Origin of the sequence: Rahnella sp. BIGb0603, from assembly GCF_024808755.1 — a bacterium.
In the GTDB taxonomy this organism is placed as follows: Bacteria; Pseudomonadota; Gammaproteobacteria; order Enterobacterales; family Enterobacteriaceae; genus Rahnella; species Rahnella contaminans.
In genome coordinates, this window is record NZ_JANUEX010000006.1 from 1 (window position 1) to 19807 (window position 19807).

Consider the following 19807-nt stretch of genomic DNA (forward strand, 5'->3'; position numbering starts at 1 on the left):
CGTAAATAAAGCTGCAGCTGCGTTCGCCGCGTTCGGAGACCCGAATCACTGACTTGTGTCAGCTCATCGGGCTCTCCTTACTTGCTGTCTTGCTGTAACTTCATTTACCTGAAGAGTAGCTCCGATGATTCTCTTCACTTATTCTTAAAATCTAAATAATCCTCAAAAGGAATCTCCGGGTGCGCTCACGTATTGCCACACTCGATTTTGCCCGTGGCCTGGCCATTTTTGGCATTCTTCTGCTCAACATCAGCGCGTTCGGCTTACCGAAGGCCGCCTATCTGAATCCGGCCTATGCCGGTCTTCCTTCAGCTTCTGACGTCTGGACCTGGGCGGTGCTCGACGCCGTCGCGCAGGGTAAATTCCTGATGATGTTTGCCATGCTGTTTGGCGGCGGTTTGTATTTGCTGATGCCGCGTGGCAAACACTGGATCCAGTCGCGTCTTTCGATTTTATTATTGTGCGGCCTGATCCACGCCACATTGTTGTGGGATGGCGACATTCTGCTGTCCTACGGACTGATTGGTCTGGTGTGCTGGCGTATGGTAAGGGAAGGGCGCAGCAGCCAGTCGCTGGTTTCGACCGGGATTATTTTGTATCTCATCGGCGTCGCGGTACTGGCGATTTTGGGCGTGATTTCTTCGCCCAAAGCGGGAAGTTTTTGGCTGCCGGGACCGGCTGAAATTCAGTATGAGCAATACTGGCGGCTGAAAGGCGGCTGGGAAGCTATTCACAACCGGCTGGATCTCTTATCTTCAAGTTTGCTGGCGATTGGTGCGCAATACGGCTGGGAACTGGCGGGCGCAATGTTAATCGGCTCCGGGCTGATGCGCAGTGGATGGCTGAAAGGCGAATTCAGCGAGCGGCATTACCGCAAAGTGGCGGCGGCGCTGTTACCGCTTTCATTGATGATACAAATTCCGGCGATTTACCTGCAATGGAAGAGCGGCTGGGATTACCGCTGGAGCGGCTTTTTGTTGCAGGTTCCACGTGAAATTGGCTCGCTGATGCAGGCCGTCAGCTATCTGGCGCTGTGTTATGGCTTCTGGTCGGTGATTTCGCGCTGGCGGCTGGTTCACTGGATTTCTCAGGTTGGCCGCATGGCGCTGACCAATTACCTGTTACAGACGCTGATATGCACCACGTTCTTCAATTTCTTCGGCTTCTTCCTGCACTTCGACCGGCTGCAACTGCTGGCGATGGTGCCGCTGGTCTGGGCGTGCAACCTGCTGGTAACGCTGCTGTGGCTACGTTATTTCCGTCAGGGGCCTCTGGAATGGCTATGGCGAAAACTGACCATTAAAGCCTCGGGCGTTGAGATGAAAGCGGCTTGAGGTGTGTGCTGATATATCACCCTAAATTATAGATTTGAGATGGACGTTGCAGAATTGTATGTAAACGTTTTCTTTCCTGTGACGTGATTCACGCAGGCGTTATCGCAAAATGTTTAGGATAGCGGTCGTGCCAGTCTGACGACCACTACACTAAAAAAGGAAACGCCATGAGCACTTCACCTCGCTTCTCTTTGTCTGCATTTTTTACCTCCTGGGTTAACCATTTCCGTATTCCTCCGTACCACTCTCTGGCTGATGACGGAGCGACAAATGGTCACCATTCGTGATGTCGCCCGTCTGGCGGGCGTGTCTGTCGCCACTGTTTCCCGTGTTCTGAACAATCCGTCTATCGCCAGTAAAGAAGCCCGCGAGCAGGTTTTGCAGGCCGTCGCCACGCTGGGATACCGGCCTAACGCCAACGCACAGGCGCTGGCAACGCAAACCAGCGACACCATCGGCGTGGTCGTGATGGACGTATCAGATCCCTTTTTTGGCGCGCTGGTGAAAGCGGTTGATACCGTCGCGCAGCAGCATCAGAAATACGTTCTGATAGGTAACAGCTATCACATTGCCGAAAAAGAAAGGCATGCCATTGAAGTTTTGATCCGCCAGCGCTGTAACGCGCTCATCGTGCATTCCAAGGCGCTTGGTGATGATGAGCTTTCTCGCTTTATGGATCAGGTTTCCGGCATGGTGCTGATTAACCGCGTTATTCCGGGCTACGAGCATCGCTGCGTGTGGCTCAATAACGTCAGCGGGGCAGAAATGGCCACGCGTCTGTTGCTGTCTCAGGGACATCAGCGCATCGGCTATATCGGCTCAAGCCACGGCATTGAAGATGATTTGCAGCGCTATCAGGGTTATTTACAGGCCATGACGCAGGCGCATCATTCAGCCGTTGCTCCTCCCGCGGCCTGGCGCGCGCAAAGTTCGCCGGATTTGCAGGGCGGAGAGGCAGCGATGGTTGAACTCCTCGGACGCAATCTGCATCTGAGCGCAGTCTTCACGTATAACGATTCGATGGCGGCGGGGGCGATGGCAGTGTTGAAAGAAAACGGAATTAACATTCCTGACGATTTCTCACTGGTAGGTTTCGACGATATTCCGATTGCCCGGTACACCAGCCCGAAAATGACAACGGTGCGTTACCCGATTGTCTCAATGGCGACGCTCGCCACCGAACTGGCATTAAAAGGTGCGGCAGAACAGTTAGCTACGGGCGTTTCGCATTGTTTTATGCCGACACTGGTCAGACGCCATTCAGTGGCGCCGTGGCAAAATGTGGCACCCGTCACTTATTGATCAAATAACGCGATGTAACCGTTTTCAATCTGTGAGAACTTTCACAGTTTATTAACATCGCGGCCTTTATGATGCATTCGTTTTCAACATGATTCACTTTGTGTCCGGCGTTACCGGACTGGTTTCACAGCGAGTCAGGACGTTATAAGTCAAGGATGGCAGGCACCCACAATCATGACGTGGAGCTGTACTGCTCCCGCAGGGATTTCCGGTGCCAAATTCTGTAACACCCTACATAACCGGAGATACAAATGAATAAAAAGGTTTTCACACTGGCTACTCTGGCTGCGAGCATGATGTTTGGTTTTGCCGCACACGCTGCTGATACTAAAATCGGTGTCACCATCTATAAATACGATGACAACTTCATGTCTGAAGTGCGCAAAGCCATCGAGAAAGATGCAAAAGCTTCTCCAGATGTGCAACTGCTGATGAATGACTCGCAAAACAGCCAGTCCACCCAGAACGACCAGGTTGACGTTATGCTGGCGAAAGGGGTTAAAGCCCTGGCCATTAACCTGGTTGACCCGGCTGCTGCCCCGGTCATTATTGAGAAAGCCCGCGGTGCTGGAATTCCTGTCGTTTTCTATAACAAAGAACCTTCCCGTAAAGATTTAGACAGCTACGACAAAGCGTATTACGTCGGGACTGACTCTAAAGAGTCTGGCGTTATTCAGGGTGAGCTGATCGCTAAACACTGGAAAGCGAACCCGGCCTGGGATTTGAACAAAGACGGCGTGATCCAGTATGTGCTTATCAAAGGCGAACCTGGCCATCCGGATGCTGAAGCGCGTACCAAATACGTCATCAGCACTTTGAATGGTAAAGAAGGCCTGAAAACTGATCAGCTGCAACTTGATACAGCAATGTGGGACACCGCTCAGGCGAAAGACAAAATGGACGCCTGGCTGTCCGGTCCTAACGCTAACAAAATCGAAGTGGTTATCGCCAACAACGATGCAATGGCAATGGGCGCTGTAGAAGCACTGAAATCGCATAACAAATCCAGCATTCCGGTCTTCGGTGTGGATGCGTTACCAGAAGCGCTGGCACTGGTTAAATCTGGTGCGATGGCCGGTACTGTGCTCAACGATGCAAGCAACCAGGCTAAAGCAACATTTGAGCTGGCTAAAAATCTGGCTGAAGGTAAATCAGCAGCCGATGGCACCAACTGGAAAGTTGAAAATAAAGTCGTTCGTATTCCTTACGTGGCTGTAGATAAAGATAACCTGTCTACTTTCACCAAATAAGACGGACTTTTTAGCTTTACGCAGTAAGTATTAAGACTGACAGACAGCAATAAAGAAAAACAAAGCTAAGCAGTGGCAATTAATATTGCGGTTAAGCCGTAAAAAAACAGTAAGTGTTATAAGACGTTAATGCTTGTCTGACAGGACGTCATGTCATAATGCAGCCGGCAGGTTCGCTTACCGGCTGCATTACTGACATCAGGTATTAATACATCCGTTTATTTTTATCTTTAGCCAGGTACAACTATGGCCGATATTTCGTTATCTGACACAAAAACAGAAAAGCCAGGTGAATTTCTGCTGGAAATGAGCGGCATTAATAAATCATTCCCGGGCGTTAAGGCGTTAGATAATGTGAATTTAAAAGTGCGTCCGCATTCCATCCATGCCTTAATGGGGGAAAATGGCGCGGGTAAATCCACATTATTAAAATGCCTTTTCGGAATTTACAGTAAAGACTCCGGTACGATTCTATTTCAGGGACAGGAAGTCAATTTTAAAAGCTCCAAAGAAGCGCTTGAACAAGGTGTGTCGATGGTGCATCAGGAATTAAACCTGGTGTTACAGCGTACGGTCATGGACAACATGTGGCTGGGACGTTATCCGACTAAAGGTATTTTTGTCGATCAGGACAAAATGTACAAAGACACTAAAGCGATTTTTGATGAGCTGGATATTGATATCGACCCGCGTGACAAGGTCGGTAAATTGTCTGTTTCCCAGATGCAGATGATCGAAATCGCCAAGGCGTTTTCCTACAATGCCAAAATCGTCATTATGGATGAACCGACATCTTCCCTGACGGAAAAAGAAGTGAACCACCTGTTCACGATTATCCGTAAGCTGAAAGATCGCGGCTGCGGCATTGTGTATATCTCTCATAAGATGGAAGAAATTTTCCAGCTGTGTGATGAAATCACCATCCTGCGTGACGGCCAGTGGATTGCGACTCAGCCGCTGGAAGGCCTCGACATGGACAGAATCATTTCCATGATGGTAGGCCGCTCACTGAGTCAGCGCTTCCCGGATCGCCAGAACGTGCCGGGTGAAGTGATCCTTGAAGTGCGTAATCTGACTTCACTACGTCAGCCTTCGATCCGTGATATTTCCTTTGATTTACATAAAGGAGAAATTCTCGGGATTGCCGGTCTGGTTGGTGCGAAACGTACAGATATCGTCGAGACATTATTTGGCATCCGTGAGAAAGTTTCCGGAACCATTAAACTGCACGGCAAAAAAATTAATAATCACAGCGCCAATGAAGCCATTAATCACGGGTTTGCGCTGGTGACTGAAGAGCGTCGTTCCACCGGTATTTATGCCTATCTGGATATCGGTTTTAACTCGCTGATTTCGAACATCCGTCAATATAAAAATAAAGCCGGATTGCTCGATACCACTCGCATGAAAAGTGATACCCAGTGGGTTATCGATTCCATGCGGGTGAAAACGCCAGGGCATAAAACCAGTATTGGCTCTTTGTCTGGCGGGAACCAGCAAAAAGTCATTATCGGGCGCTGGCTATTAACCAATCCTGAAATATTAATGCTGGATGAACCAACTCGCGGGATTGACGTTGGCGCTAAATTTGAAATTTACCAGTTAATCACCGAGTTGGCTAAAAAAGAGAAGGGGATCATTATTATCTCCTCTGAAATGCCTGAGTTGCTGGGTATTACTGACAGAATATTGGTTATGAGTAATGGACAGGTTGCGGGTATTGTTGAAACAAAAACGACTTCGCAGAACGAAATATTACGCCTGGCCTCCTTGCATCTCTAATTTTTAAGGGTTCTTATTATGAAAGCATTAAATAAGAAAAGCGTGCTCACTTATTTAAAAGAGGGCGGGATTTATGTGGTATTGCTGGTCTTGCTGGCCATTATTATCATTCAGGATCCAAGCTTCCTCAGTCTGGTTAACCTGAGTAACATTCTTACGCAATCTTCTGTGCGCGTGATTATTGCGCTCGGCGTGGCGGGGCTGATTGTCACGCAGGGTACTGACTTGTCAGCCGGTCGTCAGGTCGGTTTAGCGGCGGTTGTCGCGGCAACCATGTTGCAGGCGATGGATAACGTCAACAAAGTCTTCCCGCATCTGGAAGTGGTGCCGATCCCGCTGGTTATCCTGACCGTGTGTATTGTTGGTGCGCTGATCGGTTTGCTTAACGGCATTATCATTGCTTACCTGAACGTAACGCCGTTTATCACCACGTTGGGTACCATGATTATCGTTTACGGGATTAACTCCCTGTATTACGACTATGTAGGCTCCTCACCGATTGCCGGTTTTGATCCGGGCTTTTCGAAGTTCGCACAGGGCTTTATCCATCTGGGCGGCCTGAAGCTTTCCTACATCACCTTCTACGCAGTCATTGCTATCGCCTTCGTCTGGGTGCTGTGGAACAAAACACGTTTTGGTAAGAACATCTTCGCCATCGGCGGCAACCCGGAAGCGGCGAAAGTTTCAGGCGTTAACGTACCGTTAAACCTGATCATGATTTATGCGCTGTCAGGTGTGTTCTATGCCTTCGGGGGGTTGCTGGAAGCAGGGCGTATCGGCAGTGCAACCAACAACCTCGGCTTTATGTATGAACTTGATGCTATCGCCGCCTGCGTGGTCGGCGGCGTGTCATTTGCCGGTGGTGTGGGTTCTGTGGCCGGGGTCGTAACTGGTGTGCTGATATTCACCGTCATCAACTACGGTCTGACCTATATCGGCGTTAACCCTTACTGGCAGTACATTATCAAAGGCAGCATCATCATCTTCGCGGTGGCGCTGGACTCTTTGAAATACGCCAAGAAGAAATAAATGATCGGGTTATAAAAGAGAAGGCCGCTTATGCGGCCTTTTTGCTGTCGTAAATTCGGTTCTTACTGCCTGAACGGATTTCTGCCCACCGGTTTCGGCGGTTCAGGCCGGGATGCCGGTGCGGCATCCTCAGTTTCGGCCTGAGCGGCTTCATTGGCTTCCTGCTCAGCTTTCAGTTTTGCGGCTTCCTCTGCGGCGGCTTTGTCCGCAGCCGCTTTATCTGCTGCTGCCTTGTCGGCTGCGGCTTTGGCGATGGCGGCTTTCTTCTCGGCTTCCAGCTGCTGTTGCAGGGCCAGCACTTGTTCAGGTGTCACTGCCGGATAACCCTGTGCATCGTCGGGAATATTGTGCACCGCGGGAATGGGGATCAGCGGCCCGAGGAAGCGGGGTTCGCGTTTAAGCAGATACAAATCCGTCAGCGCGCCGAGGCGGGCGAAGATCTCGCGGCTGCGCACGCTGAGCATATTTTTCGGTGAAGGCACGGCAAAACACTGCGCCTGAATACCCATGTGCAGTGCGATAAACAACGCTCGTTCACAATGGAAACGCTGGGTAATGATGATGAAATCGTTGGTGTCGAAAACTTTACGGGTGCGCACGATGGAGTCGAGCGTCCGGAACCCGGCATAGTCGAGCACGATGTCACTGGCTGGAATGCCGGCGGCGATCAGATCCCGGCGCATGGTGCTCGGTTCGTTGTAGCTTTGCTGTGCATTGTCGCCGCTCAGCAGCAGGTATTTCACTTTGCCGCTGTTGTAGGCGTTGATCGCGCCCTGAATGCGGTAAAGGTAATACTGATTGATGACGCCGGTACGGTAATACTTGGAAGTGCCCAGAACGACGCCAACCTGGCGGTGAGGCAGGGTCTGCACTTCGTCATAAATGTAAGGCTGGGTGCGCAGGCTTATCCACTGATCAAGCCCGATAGCGACCGCCAGCATCAGAATAACGATGCCGGTAACGCCAGCTATAAGTCGCTTAATCATAGGTATCCCTGTTTATGATCGGATTGAAAACGGATCCAAGGCTACTTTACCTGTTTAGGGGACGCAATACGTCGCACTCTGTAACCACCGGCATCGCGGGTTTTTTCAGCACTTTTCAGGCAATTACTTTCGAATCTGCGTAACGGGCTGCAATTTAGACGAAAAATAAGACCAATGCACAAGGCATTGGTCTGGATCATGGTCAGTCAGCTTATGACCTAAACGCTATCAGAATGAAGTGCGTTTATAACTGCGATATTGCGGTGCCCAGAAGTTGTGTTCAATCGCTTTCGACAGCGTATCTTCCGATGTCACCATCGCCACACCCTGCAACTGCGCGGCTTTACCCACTTCCAGCGCGATGCATTTGGACACGCCCTGAATATCATCGACGTCCGGCAGCAGCGAGCCTTTACCTTCGGTTGCCAGCGGTGAACATTCGGCCAGCGTCCGGCTAGCGGCCATCAGCATACCGTCAGTCACGCGCGTTGCGCCTGAGGCAATGACACCCAGACCGATGCCCGGGAAGATAAAGGAGTTGTTGCACTGGGCGATAGGGTAAAGCGTGCCTTTATGGCTTACCGGCGCAAACGGGCTGCCGGTGGCGACCAGCGCCGCACCGTCCGTCCAGTTGAGGATATCGGCGGGTGTCGCTTCTACGCGTGATGTCGGGTTACTCAGCGGCATCACCACCGGACGCGCACAGTGTTTGTGCATTTCACGGATGATTTCTTCGGTGAACAGACCCGGCTGGCCGGAAACCCCGATAAGCACCGTCGGCTTGGCATGACGCACCACGTCCAGCAATGAAATGCTGTCGTTCGCCATGCCCCAGTTTGCCAGTGCGCTGCTTTTCTGCACCAGTTTGCTCTGGAAATCCAGCAGGTTAGGCAGTTTGTCGGTTAGCAGGCCGAAGCGGTCAACCATGAAGACTTTCGCACGGGCTTCTTCTTCACTCAGGCCTTCGGATTTCATCTGTGCAACAATTTGCTCTGCGATACCACACCCGGCAGAACCTGCACCGAGGAAGGCAACGGTCTGGTCACTCAGCTTACCGCCGGCGGCTTTGCTGGCAGCAATCAGGCTGCCCAGTGCCACGGACGCTGTGCCCTGAATATCATCGTTAAAGCAGCAAAGTTCGTCGCGGTAACGTTCGAGGATCGGCATGGCGTTCTTCTGCGCGAAATCTTCGAACTGCAACAGCACGTTCGGCCAGCGGATTTTTACCGCCTGAATGAACTGGTCGACAAAGGCTTCGTACTCTTCGCCGGTGATGCGCGGGTGACGCCAGCCCATGTACAGCGGATCGTTGAGCAGTTGCGGGTTGTTGGTGCCTGCATCCAGCACAACTGGCAGGGTATATGCCGGGCTGATGCCGCCGCACGCGGTATACAAAGACAATTTACCGATAGGAATGCCCATACCGCCGATACCCTGATCGCCCAGGCCCAGAATACGTTCGCCGTCAGTCACCACGACCACTTTGACGTGTTGTTTGGTGGCGTTTTGCAGCATGTCGTCGATGTGCGCGCGGTTCGGATAAGAGATAAACAGGCCACGGGCGCGGCGGTAGATATCAGAGAAATGCTCGCAGGCTTCGCCGACGGTCGGAGTATAAATCACCGGCATCATTTCGCTGAGATGGCTGTCGAGAAGGCGGTAAAACAGCGTCTCGTTAGTGTCCTGAATATTACGCAGATAGATATGTTTATCGATGTCAGTTTTGAAATTCTGGAACTGGCGGTAGGCGCGATCGGCCTGTTCTTCAATCGTTTCAACGGCTTCAGGCAACAGGCCGTGAAGGTTGAAATTGCTGCGCTCTTCTTCGGTAAAAGCGCTGCCTTTATTCAGTAACGGGAATTCTAACAGGATTGGGCCAGCGTGAGGGATGTACAGGGGACGTTTGCTTTCGTATTCAAGTTCCATCGTTTTACTCTTCCGGTGCTCAGAATGTTAATTTTTATAGTTTAGAGACGAAAGGGTAACAGAGAGGAAACGGGGAATTCAAATCAGACAATGTTATGTAACTAATGACTACAGGAACGTAGTCATTAGTGTTAGGTAGATCACGAAACCCGGTAGTTTCAGCAGTTCAGTGTGGTGACGTCTTCGCAGCCGATGGCTTTCAGCGTGGCGCGGGTGGCGTCATTTTGGGTGATCAATGCGCCTTCCTGTTCGACCAGCACGGCGCGACGGACTTTCAGGCAGTCTTCGCCGGACAGGTTCAGCAGGATTAATGCCGCCTGTAGCGGAGGCAGGCTTGGGTTGAAAGCGGCGTTTTCCGCGTAACGCCCGGCAAACTGTTTGCCGTTAAGCGTTTCCAGTGCCACGCCGCTGTGCGATTTGCTGTACGGTGCATGGCTCTGGTTGCAGGCATCCAGCGCATGCGCAGCCAGCGCATCGTGGGTTTTCAGCGTGTAACCGTGATCGACTTTATCCATCAGCAGCGTGGTGATATCCAGATCCTTCGGCCCGAACGAATGCGGCAGATAGTCGCCGAGCGTGGCGACATCGCGATCCGGCAGATGGATATCCAGCGCCGTGCCGCTGGTCAGTTCATTCATAAACTGACGGCAATGGCCGCAAGGCGTGTAATTGACGGTGATTGAGGCCAGACGCGTTTCGCCACGCAGCCAGGCGTGTGTGACCGCAGATTGTTCAGCATGAACAGTTTGCTGCATCGGCGCACCGGCAAATTCCATGTTGGCCCCGAAATACAGATTACCGGAGATTCCGCGGGCAATTGCGCCCACGTTGAAATGCGAAATCGGCGTGACGGAACAGGCTGCTGCCAGCGGTAACAGGGCGAATGCCAGCGCGTCGTCATTCAATCCTGTCTCTTGTTTTATCTGTGCAACATCCGCCGCAGAGAACATTGCCGGAAAGTCGTCATGTCGCAGAAATGGCTCAAGCGCGGAGGATAAATTTTCAGTGAGTGCCGCAAAGGCGGTATGAAAACGTGCGTGCATAAACATTCGATCTCGACAGTGATTACGGTTGAACAGTGTAAAAGTCATTCCATGAATGTAGTGTGATGAATGTCACTTTTTTGATGTAATAAGTTCTTAGTCATTACATTTTTGAGAGATGTTACGCAGAACAGTCGCCTTTTTATTCCTTTCCCCAACATCATCCGGGTTGAATCCAGGTGGCAACTGAGTGAACCCCGGGAGCATACATCAGTATGTGGCCGGGGTGAGTGACCCATCTGCCGGGAGCAGACTGGAACGCTGCTTGCTGCGGCTCCTTCAGGAGCGAGACCCATTGATGGGGCGGGTAACGTGGACAAGGCAGAGTCAGCTCGAAGGATGACGGGGAATCAGTGGGAAGGGAACCACTTGTCATTGATCTTCTGGAATTCGCCGTTGGCTTTAATACCTTCCAGCGCCGTATTCAGTTTCGCCAGCAGTTCCTTATTATCAGGACGCACTGCCATACCCACGCCGGTACCAAAGTATTGCGGATCTTTAATCAGTTCGCCGACTTCACCGAGATTCGGGTTGGATTTCAGCCAGCCATTCAGCACGGCGGTATCGCCCAACAGCCCGTCCAGACGACCACTTTTCAGATCCAGAATCGCATTCTGATAGCTGTCATACCCGACGGTGGTGATCTCAGGATGTTTTTCCATCAGATATTTCTGGTGGGTAGTGCCGTTTTCAAGACCGACACGTTTGCCTTTCAGATCGGCGATGGAAGAGTATTTTCCTTTCGGCCCGATGATCATCGCGGTATTGGCGTAGTAAGGTTGGGTAAACGTGACCTGCTTGCTGCGCTCTTCGGTGATGTCCATGCCGGAAATAATCACATCGAAACGACGGAATTTAAGCGCCGGGATCAGACCGTCGAACGGCTGATTGGTAAAGGTGCAGGTTTCCTGCATCTGCTTACACAGCGCATTAGCCAGATCGATATCAAAACCGATAATCTGGTTATCAGCACCGATCGATTCAAACGGCGGATACGTAGCGGAAGTCCCGAAACGAAGGGTATCCGCAGCGGTGGCAGCAAAAGCAGTGGCAGACAAAAGGGCAGCGAGGATCAGCTTTTTCATGCAATACATTCCTGTTTAAAAAATGACATTCCCTTCACGGTACAGTTTACTGATTTTATTAATGTAATCGGGTAACTGGCAGGAAGTGAGACCGGTAATTAAATTGCCATTAAATGAATTTATATGCAATTAATTTGATTAAAAAATTATAAATCAGCGCAGGAACGGTTTTACAGGCACAAAAAAAGGGACGATTTCTCGTCCCTTCAGATATTTTCTGCTTAATCAGTTGCGGCGTTCAAATGCCAGCGCACGGCGTTCAATCAGACGCATCATCAGGGTCAGCAATCCGTTGACGCACAGATAAACCAGACCGGCTGCGCCGAAGACCATCACGTCATAAGTCCGGCCATACATCAGCTGGCTGTGGCCCATCACATCCATCAGCGTAATGGTGTAGGCCAGCGAGGTACTTTTAAAGACCAGCACCACTTCGTTGGAATACGACGACAGTGCGCGCTTAAACGCGTACGGCAGCAGAATGCGCAGGGTCTGCGGTTTGGACATGCCCAGTGCTTCGCAGGACTGCCACTGGCCGGAAGGAATAGCGCGCACCGCACCGGTAAAAAGCTGCGTGGTATACGCGGCACTGTTGAGCGCAAGCGCAAACATCGCGCAAAGCCATGGCTGTGACAGCAATTCCCACAACCACGGGATTTCACGAATAGACGGAAACTGGCCCGGCCCGTAGTAAATCAGGAAGATTTGCACCAGCAGCGGCGTACCGGTAAACAGCGTGATATAGCCTTTCACAATCTGGCTGGCGACCGGCACTTTCAGCGTCAGAATCACGGTGAAAATCATCGCCAGCAGCAGCGCAACAATCAGCGCCGCCACGGTCAGTGTCAGGCTGGTGTGCAATCCTTTCAGGACTTCAGGTAGATATTCCCACATCAGGAAGCACTCCGTTCAAAGCGGGTGGTACGCAGTTCGATGCGCTTAATTACGAACTGGCTGAACAGGGTGACAATCAGATAAATGCAGGCCGCAATCACGTACCAGGTAAAAGGTTCTTGTGTCCGCGTGGCGATGCTTTTGGTTTGCAGCATCAAATCATTCACGCTGATCAGCGACACCAGCGCGGTGTCTTTGAGCAGAACCAGCCACTGATTGCTCAGGCCCGGCAGTGCGTGACGCCACATTTGCGGCATGATCAGGCGGAAGAAAATCGCCGATTTTTTCATGCCCAGCACCTGACCGGATTCCCACTGGCCTTGAGGGACGGCTTTCAGCGCTCCTCGCAGTGTCTGCGAAGCATAAGCGGAATACAGCAGCGAAAGGGCGATGACACCACAGACAAACGGGCTGACTTCAAAGTTTTCGATGGGCAGCTTTATCGGCACTGAGAACAGGCCGAGGTTAAGGCTAAAGCCATCCGCGAGCACCATCAGCAATTGTGACGACCCGAAGTAGATGAACAGCACCACCAGAATTTCCGGCAGACCGCGCAGCACAGTGACCCACGCCGTACCGAGCCAGCTAAGTGGCTTCCACGGCGCAGATTCCCAAACTGCGAAGATCATCGCCAGAATCAGGCCGAGGACCAGCGCACAAACGGCAAGGCCGACGGTCATCCCGGCGGCGCTTGCTAAAGGTTGGAATTCAGTCATTGATAGGCAAACTTATTGCTGGAACCATTTTGAATACAGTGTCTTGTAAGTGCCGTCTGCTTTCACTTTTGCCAGAGCATCATTGAGTTTAGTCAGCAGTTCGGTGTTGTTCTGACGAACAGCAACACCCAGACCGGTACCGAAGTAAGTTGGATCAGTGATTTTGTCTCCTACAGCGGCCAGATTTTTGTTCTGCTTCAGCCATTCGTTGACTACGGCGGTATCACCGAACACAGCGTCCAGACGACCATTTTTCAGATCCAGCACGGCATTCTGATAGCTGTCGTAAGGCACGGCAGTAATTTCCGGATGTTTATCCATCAGGAATTTCTGGTGAGTGGTGCCGTTTTGCATCCCGACGCGTTTCCCCTTCAGCGCCGCAACGTCAGCGAACTGGCCAGCGTGAGCGATGAAAATAGCGGAGTTATCATAGTAAGCGTTGGTGAAAGACACTTGTTTTTCACGTTCTGGCGTGATGTCCATACCGGAAATAACCGCATCAAAACGACGGAATTTCAGGCTTGGGATCAGACTGTCGAAGGCCTGGTTTGTGAATGTGCAGGTAGCCTGCATCTCTTTACACATGGCGTTGGCCAGATCGACATCGAAGCCCTGAATCTGATTGCTGGAGTCTACAAACTCAAACGGAGGATAAGACGCTTCCATCGCGAAACGGATGGTATCAGCAGCGCTGGCAGACAAACTGACGGTCGCCAGAACCGCGGCAATTACTAATTTTTTCATCGCTTACTCCGTAGAAAACATCAATCAATATGTTGATAGGAAACAGTTTTAGTGGGAAAGATAGCTCGCAAACTCTTTGGTTTTCGGCTGAGCGAAAATCGACGCGTCACCTTGTTCCACGATGCGGCCATTCTCCATGTACACCACGCGGCTGGCGGTTTTACGTGCCACTTCCACTTCGTGGGTCACAATCACCTGAGTAATCCCGGTGCCTGCCAGTTCGCGAATAATACTGACGATCTGGGCGGTAATTTCCGGGTCAAGCGCGGCGGTCGGTTCGTCAAACAACAAAACCTGAGGCTCCATCATCAGCGCACGGGCAATCGCCACACGCTGCTGCTGGCCACCGGAAAGGTGCAGCGGAAAACGATCGGCGTAATCGGTCAGGCGCAGACGGGTCAGCAATTTCTGGGCGCGTTGCATCGCGACATCTTTTGTCAGACCCAGAACACGCATCGGGGCTTCCAGTAAGTTGTCGAGCACGGTGCGGTGCGGCCACAGATTGTATTGCTGGAAAACCATGCCGACGTTCTGACGCAGTTCGCGGATCGCTTTTTCATCCGGTTTGCGGGTGAAATCGAAGGTGTTACCGGCGATTTGCAGAGTGCCTGAACGGGGCATTTCCAGCAGGTTCAGAACACGTAACAGAGAGCTTTTACCTGCACCACTTGGACCCAGTAAAACGAGGGTTTCACCGGCAGGGCAGTCGAGCTGAATGTCAAAAAGCGCCTGATGCACGCCATAGAAGCAGTTGATGCTATTAAGTTGAATACTCATGCGCAAATAGTGAATAGCCATTGATGCCGCAGATGGTAACTTCCACAGCATAGTTATGCAACGATCACGGCTTAAAAATTATGTGTTGCCGCAGGAAGGCTAAAGTCTAGCACAACATATTGTTAACTATCTGTGACGGGGGTGTTGGTCAATGACGTTATTCATCACTGACCAACCGTTTTTGCGTGGTTTTTTTAGAAAGCCGGGCGCGTTACTGGTGTTCCAAAACCTGGCGTAATGTGCCGCTGGAAGCAAAATCAAGATTCGCCATGTAGCGGACATCATCGACTGTCCAGCATTTGCCTTCGCGCACCATTAACACTTCATCTTTCCAGCTCGTGGATGCGCCTTTGTCTTTCTCATGCGTGAAGGTTACGCGCAGAGGAATATTGCGGGCGTCGGTGTTTGGAATGGTCGATGCGCTGTCCACGGAGGCTGACGTCGGGCCATCAAACAGGCTGGAGAAAATGTCGCCATCGCCTGAACCTGCACCGGCTTTCTCATTTGGCGAGGCCGCGATATCGACTTTTGGCTGCGACTGCGCTTTAAGCAGCGCCGCGTAAAGAGCGGTGCTCAGATAAGGCCGGTAAGCGGCGAGCTGGCCGGAGTTCGGGATCCCGCTGCCGCCCTGTTTGATACGAAAATCATAGAATTGTTGGGCGACGCTGTCGGGGCCACCGTCGATACATGGCGCGCTGCGGCTACCAATATCCTTATAGGCAGGGTCGACCGTGGTACAGGCATTTAACATCAATACCAGAGGGATGGCGGCGACAAGAATTTTCTTTTTCATCGTATTCCTTACTGAAAGATTGAACGTTTTCACCATGACTTTCTTAATCCTACAGTATAAAACCGATTTGGCTTAATGCATGGCGCAGAGAAATGATACGTTCAGGCGGGATACATCGTTTATGCTATCCGGGTGCTTTTCTCCGACATGTGGACGACAACTGATAAGGAATACTCATGCAAATTTCAACGACTCCGACCCTGGAAGGTTTTACCATCGCGGAATATTGCGGTGTGGTCACAGGCGAAGCGATTTTAGGTGCGAACATTTTTCGTGATTTCTTCGCAGGCGTACGCGATATCGTCGGTGGCCGTTCCGGCGCGTATGAAAAAGAACTGCGTAAAGCGCGTGAGATTGCCTTTCGCGAGCTGGAAGAACAGGCGAAAGAACGCGGTGCTAACGCCGTGGTCGGCATTGATATCGATTATGAAACCGTGGGCAAAGACAGCAGCATGCTGATGGTGAGCGTCTCCGGTACGGCTGTTATTGTGCATCGCAAATGACGCGTTCGGGCATCAGAAGCGGCGTCATTGCTGCGCTTTTTCTGGCCCTGACGGGCTGTCAGAGCAGTGATCAGGCGAAAAATTTACCTTACCGGCTGGAAACCACGCGGCAGGCGCAGGGCATGGATCAGCGGGTGCGCTTTCTGGTCATCCACTACACGGCTGAAGATTTCCACAACGCATTAAATACGCTTACCGATGAACACGTCAGTGCGCATTACCTGATCCCGGCGCAACCGCCGCTTGAAAACGGCAAACCGGTCGCGTGGCAACTGGTGCCGGAAAACATGCGTGCCTGGCATGCGGGAGCCAGCGGCTGGCGCGGACGCACCAATCTCAACGATACGTCCATCGGTATTGAGCTGGAAAACAAAGGCTACAGCACGACGCTGCTGGAAAAAAAATTCTATCCGTTCCCGCCCGCGCAGATCGATTTGCTGGCTGAACTGAGCAAAGGCATTGTCGCGCGTTATCAGATTGAGCCGCGTAATGTGGTCGCTCACAGCGATATCGCACCGCAGCGTAAAGACGATCCGGGGCCTTTATTCCCGTGGCAACAGATGGCGGAGCGGGGGATTGGTGCCTGGCCGGATGCGGCGCGGGTCAGCCATTTTCTGGCGGGCAGAAATCCGCAGCAGCCGGTAGATCAGGCGCATCTTCTGAATTTGCTGAAACAGTACGGTTATACCGTGACGGAAAACATGACGCCTGAACAGGCGCGCCGTGTGATTTCGGCGTTCCAGATGCATTTCAGGCAGAGTGATTATCGCGGGAATGCGGATGCGCAGTCAGAAGCGATTGTTCTGGCGCTGTTGCAGCAATTCCCGGATTCGAATAACTGAGTAAGCGGCTGACCCGGCGGTCAGTCGCGTTTCGGGCCGATGCCGTGCAGGCCCTGAAGTTTACCGTGGTCGCGCAGCCAGGTGGCGGTGCGGATAATTCCCTGATCCAGCGAAATCACCGGCACATATCCCAGCTCTTTCTGTGCGCGCTGTGTGTCGAGCGTGAGATCGAAATTCAGTTTCGCGACGCTGTAATGTGTTAGCACCGGTTCTTTGTGTGAGCTTTTGCTGATGCGTTCCATGCCGCGCGCCATCATATCCAGCAGCGGATAAGGCACGGAGCGGATGCGGTATTTGATGTCCAGACTTTCCATCAGCTGTTTCACCATGGTGCGCAGCGGGCGTGGTTGCTGATTGGTGATGTTAAACGCGCGCCCGGATTCTGTAGATTCGGACTGCGTCGCCAGCCACATCGCGTGAACCGCGTTTTCCACGTAGGTCATATCAACCAGCGCTTCGCCACCGCGCGGCAACATCAGCGTGCCGCCGTATTTCAGCATTTGCAGCAGACGGGGCAGCAACACGTTATCGTGCGGCCCGAACAAACCCTGCGGGCGTAAAATGGTGAAATGCGTTTGCGGGTTGGACATCGCCAGCGTGTGGATCACCTGTTCACCGGCGGCTTTGCTTCGGGCGAAGGAGTTGGCGAAACGGTGAGGGCGGAAGTCTTCCGGAATGTCGCGGTGATGATGGAAATCGAAATAAATCGCCGGTGACGAAATATGCACGAAATTTTCCACGCCGTACGCGGTAGACCATTCACCCAAACGACGCGTCGCGCGGACGTTCGCCAGTTCAAATTCCTGTTCGCTGCCCCACGGCGACATCAGCCCGGAACAGTGCCATACGGTATCGACATCGGCGAGCAAGGCTTTGGCCTGTGCCGATACCAGCGTGGTGAGATCGGCATGAATGAATTCCGCGCCCATTTTTTGCAAAAGTGAACCCATGGCGGCATTGCGACCCGTCGCCCGGACTTTAATCCCTTTATTTCGCAAAAACTCGACCGCATTGCGCCCTAAACCGCTGCTAGCGCCGGTAACCAAAACTCTCATAACTACTCTTCATCCTTCACGTTGCAGCGGTGTTCGCTGCTCTCATTCACCCGAATCACTGACTCCAGTCAGCTCATCGGGATTCATTCGTTTGCTGCCTTGCTGCAACCCGAATGATTTTGAGTACATCCCAATGAGTGAAATTACTGAGGCTGGGGCGCCTCTCAGCAATAAGCGCGCCATTCTTTCGTGAAATTGTGCGGGTTGCAATGGGAAAGGGGGGCAGCAATGTCTGAAACTGTGCGATTGCGCTTTAAATAAACCCTTTCAGCTTCCGCAGCGGTCTTTCTGACGGGCCAGACTGGCGATGCGTTTCGCCATGCCTCGAAAAATAAACTGATGAGCGGGCATCATACTGAACCAGTAGAGCAAACCGCTGAACCCGGCCGGATGCCACCACGCGCGAACGTCCAGACTGCGGCTTTCGCCGTGATCGGTGATCGTGAACGTCAGCCGCCCGAGCCCCGGCGCTTTCATCCCGAATAACAGCGCCAGTTCGCGCTGGGGTTTCAGGCTGATCACTTTCCATCCGTCAATTTTATCGCCGATTTTCAGCGCATCCCGGTCAGGGCGTCCATACTGCACGCCACCGCCGAGCAGATCGTCGATGCGTGCCCGCGTCTTCCATAATCCGTTAGCGTAAAAATACCCTTCCGCGCCACCGAGTTTCTGCACCACTTTCCACAGAGATGCTTTTGATGCCGACGTTTCCAGCGTAAAGCCTGCCTGTTTCGGGTAGTAACCGTAGCCTGGCCGCCAGCGCGCACGTGCGTCCGGGTCATAGCCCCAGTCGGGAGAATCCATGACCTGCTGTTGTTCCTTTTTCAGCGTACGGCGAATCGCCTCATCAATCGAAATCAGCTCCTGCGGGATCAGCGCCTGAAGCGCATCACTGTCGGCGGGCAGATCGTGGTTCAGCCCCTGAATCAGCGCTTTAGCGAGCGATGTGGGCACTGAGGTAATGAGGCTGAGGAAATACACCGAAACAAAAGAGGTCGGCAGCGGAACGGGGATCAGCCAGCGACGTTTCCCGCTCAGGGCAATAAAGCGCTCGAACAGCGTCTGATAGCTAATGTACTCCGGCCCGGCGGCGTCAAAAATACGGTTGCCGCTGGCAGGTAAAGTCACCAGACCCTGCAAATAATTCAGCAGATTTTCCAGCGCCACCGGCGAGGATTTCGAGCGAACCCACTTCGGCGGGGTGAGAACGGGCAGGTTGTACACCATGTCGCGCATGACTTCGAACGCCGCTGAACCTGCGCCGATCACAATACCGGTACGCAGTTCGGTGACCGGAATATTGCTCATCCGCAGCAAATCACCGGTCAGTTTACGCGCCTGCAAATGGGGGGAATGGTTGCCTTCCGGCTGCATGGAACCGAGATAAACAATGTGTCTGATGGAGGAGTCGCGCAGCGCCAGCAAGGTGTGCTGCGCGGCCTGGCGCTCTTTTTCCAGCAGGTCGTCATCTTCTGACATCGCGTGAACCAGATACACCAGCACGTCGGCATCTTCGAAGGCGCGGGCCAGCGTTTTACTCTGGTAGACATCCGCAAAACAGCAACGGACGTGAGGCCATTTTTGTTGTTGCAGCCATTCGATGCGCCGCGCAGCCGCAGTGACCTGAAAACCGTGCTGGCTCAGGTGGGCAGTCAGATGTTGTCCGATATATCCGCTGGCGCCGAGGACGACAATTCTTGGCATAATCCGTTTGCTCTGAGTGTAGGGGAAATCATGAAAATACGG

General features: G+C 52.4%; 18 protein-coding genes. 7 read left to right on the forward strand and 11 right to left on the reverse strand.

The annotated features are described in order from the left end of the window. Positions 1–179 precede the first annotated feature (179 nt). The 5 genes from yeiB to mglC all read left to right on the forward strand — a co-directional run bounded on the left by yeiB (position 180) and on the right by mglC (position 6697). A complete protein-coding gene (gene yeiB, locus M2403_RS16740; RefSeq protein WP_259230185.1) occupies positions 180–1334 on the forward strand; it encodes a DUF418 domain-containing protein YeiB in 1155 nt (384 codons plus the stop codon). Positions 1335–1604: 270 nt separating this feature from the next. Continuing rightward, positions 1605–2636: an HTH-type transcriptional regulator GalS gene (gene galS / locus M2403_RS16745; protein WP_152324227.1), complete on the forward strand. Its 1032-nt coding sequence runs from the start codon at positions 1605–1607 to the stop codon at positions 2634–2636. Between the two features lie 251 nt (positions 2637–2887). Beyond that, entirely contained in the window at positions 2888–3886 is a 999-nt protein-coding gene (gene mglB / locus M2403_RS16750; protein WP_259230186.1) for a galactose/glucose ABC transporter substrate-binding protein MglB, read from the forward strand. Positions 3887–4132: 246 nt separating this feature from the next. Next, a complete protein-coding gene (gene mglA / locus M2403_RS16755) occupies positions 4133–5668 on the forward strand; it encodes a galactose/methyl galactoside ABC transporter ATP-binding protein MglA (protein ID WP_152324226.1) in 1536 nt (511 codons plus the stop codon). 18 nt (positions 5669–5686) lie between these two features. After that, positions 5687–6697 carry a galactose/methyl galactoside ABC transporter permease MglC gene (gene mglC / locus M2403_RS16760; RefSeq protein ID WP_120163900.1) on the forward strand — a complete coding sequence of 337 codons (1011 nt, stop codon included), beginning with the start codon at positions 5687–5689 and terminating at the stop codon, positions 6695–6697. Between the two features lie 62 nt (positions 6698–6759). Here mglC and sanA read toward each other — a convergent pair whose 3' ends face one another. The 9 genes from sanA to M2403_RS16805 form a co-directional block, all read right to left on the reverse strand. Then, positions 6760–7683 (reverse strand): outer membrane permeability protein SanA, encoded by a 924-nt coding sequence (sanA, locus tag M2403_RS16765; protein ID WP_259230187.1) that lies wholly within the window; start codon positions 7681–7683, stop codon positions 6760–6762. A 228-nt stretch (positions 7684–7911) separates the two neighbouring features. Further along, positions 7912–9609, reverse strand: coding sequence for an NAD-dependent malic enzyme (locus M2403_RS16770; protein ID WP_152324224.1), 1698 nt, complete (start codon positions 9607–9609; stop codon positions 7912–7914). Between the two features lie 158 nt (positions 9610–9767). Further along, positions 9768–10652: a cytidine deaminase gene (gene cdd, locus M2403_RS16775; RefSeq protein WP_152324223.1), complete on the reverse strand. Its 885-nt coding sequence runs from the start codon at positions 10650–10652 to the stop codon at positions 9768–9770. 350 nt (positions 10653–11002) lie between these two features. Beyond that, complete coding sequence (locus tag M2403_RS16780) at positions 11003–11737, reverse strand: arginine ABC transporter substrate-binding protein (protein ID WP_152324222.1); 735 nt, start codon at positions 11735–11737, stop codon at positions 11003–11005. Between the two features lie 225 nt (positions 11738–11962). After that, positions 11963–12631 carry an arginine ABC transporter permease ArtM gene (gene artM, locus M2403_RS16785; RefSeq protein WP_259230188.1) on the reverse strand — a complete coding sequence of 223 codons (669 nt, stop codon included), beginning with the start codon at positions 12629–12631 and terminating at the stop codon, positions 11963–11965. Beyond that, complete coding sequence (gene artQ, locus M2403_RS16790) at positions 12631–13347, reverse strand: arginine ABC transporter permease ArtQ (protein ID WP_152324221.1); 717 nt, start codon at positions 13345–13347, stop codon at positions 12631–12633. Before artQ ends, artM begins: the two co-directional genes overlap by 1 nt. 12 nt (positions 13348–13359) lie before the next feature. After that, positions 13360–14091 carry an arginine ABC transporter substrate-binding protein gene (artJ, locus tag M2403_RS16795; protein WP_101075960.1) on the reverse strand — a complete coding sequence of 244 codons (732 nt, stop codon included), beginning with the start codon at positions 14089–14091 and terminating at the stop codon, positions 13360–13362. 48 nt (positions 14092–14139) lie between these two features. Next, positions 14140–14868 (reverse strand): arginine ABC transporter ATP-binding protein ArtP, encoded by a 729-nt coding sequence (gene artP, locus M2403_RS16800; RefSeq protein ID WP_152324717.1) that lies wholly within the window; start codon positions 14866–14868, stop codon positions 14140–14142. Between the two features lie 211 nt (positions 14869–15079). Further along, the gene (locus M2403_RS16805; RefSeq protein ID WP_152324220.1) at positions 15080–15661 is read right to left on the reverse strand and encodes a lipoprotein; all 582 of its coding nucleotides are present in this window, start codon (positions 15659–15661) and stop codon (positions 15080–15082) included. A 176-nt stretch (positions 15662–15837) separates the two neighbouring features. Between M2403_RS16805 and M2403_RS16810 the strand changes: the two genes are divergently transcribed. Next, positions 15838–16164 carry a heavy metal-binding domain-containing protein gene (locus tag M2403_RS16810; protein WP_013574757.1) on the forward strand — a complete coding sequence of 109 codons (327 nt, stop codon included), beginning with the start codon at positions 15838–15840 and terminating at the stop codon, positions 16162–16164. After that, a complete protein-coding gene (locus tag M2403_RS16815; protein ID WP_259230189.1) occupies positions 16161–17006 on the forward strand; it encodes an N-acetylmuramoyl-L-alanine amidase in 846 nt (281 codons plus the stop codon). Before M2403_RS16810 ends, M2403_RS16815 begins: the two co-directional genes overlap by 4 nt. 20 nt (positions 17007–17026) lie before the next feature. Here M2403_RS16815 and M2403_RS16820 read toward each other — a convergent pair whose 3' ends face one another. Then, a complete protein-coding gene (locus tag M2403_RS16820; protein ID WP_152324218.1) occupies positions 17027–18061 on the reverse strand; it encodes an NAD(P)-dependent oxidoreductase in 1035 nt (344 codons plus the stop codon). Positions 18062–18328: 267 nt separating this feature from the next. Continuing rightward, entirely contained in the window at positions 18329–19765 is a 1437-nt protein-coding gene (locus M2403_RS16825) for a DUF2867 domain-containing protein (RefSeq protein ID WP_405047838.1), read from the reverse strand. Positions 19766–19807 lie beyond the last annotated feature (42 nt).

Bases quoted from the DNA above. Each gene is read 5' to 3' on its own strand.
- artJ (WP_101075960.1), bottom strand. From the start codon at position 14,091: ATGAAAAAATTAGTAATTGCCGCGGTTCTGGCGACCGTCAGTTTGTCT.
- M2403_RS16805 (WP_152324220.1), bottom strand. From the start codon at position 15,661: ATGAAAAAGAAAATTCTTGTCGCCGCCATCCCTCTGGTATTGATGTTA.
- M2403_RS16770 (WP_152324224.1), bottom strand. From the start codon at position 9,609: ATGGAACTTGAATACGAAAGCAAACGTCCCCTGTACATCCCTCACGCT.
- M2403_RS16810 (WP_013574757.1), top strand. From the start codon at position 15,838: ATGCAAATTTCAACGACTCCGACCCTGGAAGGTTTTACCATCGCGGAA.
- M2403_RS16780 (WP_152324222.1), bottom strand. From the start codon at position 11,737: ATGAAAAAGCTGATCCTCGCTGCCCTTTTGTCTGCCACTGCTTTTGCT.
- galS (WP_152324227.1), top strand. From the start codon at position 1,605: ATGGTCACCATTCGTGATGTCGCCCGTCTGGCGGGCGTGTCTGTCGCC.
- artM (WP_259230188.1), bottom strand. From the start codon at position 12,631: ATGTGGGAATATCTACCTGAAGTCCTGAAAGGATTGCACACCAGCCTG.
- M2403_RS16820 (WP_152324218.1), bottom strand. From the start codon at position 18,061: ATGAGAGTTTTGGTTACCGGCGCTAGCAGCGGTTTAGGGCGCAATGCG.
- mglC (WP_120163900.1), top strand. From the start codon at position 5,687: ATGAAAGCATTAAATAAGAAAAGCGTGCTCACTTATTTAAAAGAGGGC.
- mglA (WP_152324226.1), top strand. From the start codon at position 4,133: ATGGCCGATATTTCGTTATCTGACACAAAAACAGAAAAGCCAGGTGAA.
- M2403_RS16815 (WP_259230189.1), top strand. From the start codon at position 16,161: ATGACGCGTTCGGGCATCAGAAGCGGCGTCATTGCTGCGCTTTTTCTG.
- artP (WP_152324717.1), bottom strand. From the start codon at position 14,868: ATGAGTATTCAACTTAATAGCATCAACTGCTTCTATGGCGTGCATCAG.
- artQ (WP_152324221.1), bottom strand. From the start codon at position 13,347: ATGACTGAATTCCAACCTTTAGCAAGCGCCGCCGGGATGACCGTCGGC.
- cdd (WP_152324223.1), bottom strand. From the start codon at position 10,652: ATGCACGCACGTTTTCATACCGCCTTTGCGGCACTCACTGAAAATTTA.
- sanA (WP_259230187.1), bottom strand. From the start codon at position 7,683: ATGATTAAGCGACTTATAGCTGGCGTTACCGGCATCGTTATTCTGATG.
- M2403_RS16825 (WP_405047838.1), bottom strand. From the start codon at position 19,765: ATGCCAAGAATTGTCGTCCTCGGCGCCAGCGGATATATCGGACAACAT.
- mglB (WP_259230186.1), top strand. From the start codon at position 2,888: ATGAATAAAAAGGTTTTCACACTGGCTACTCTGGCTGCGAGCATGATG.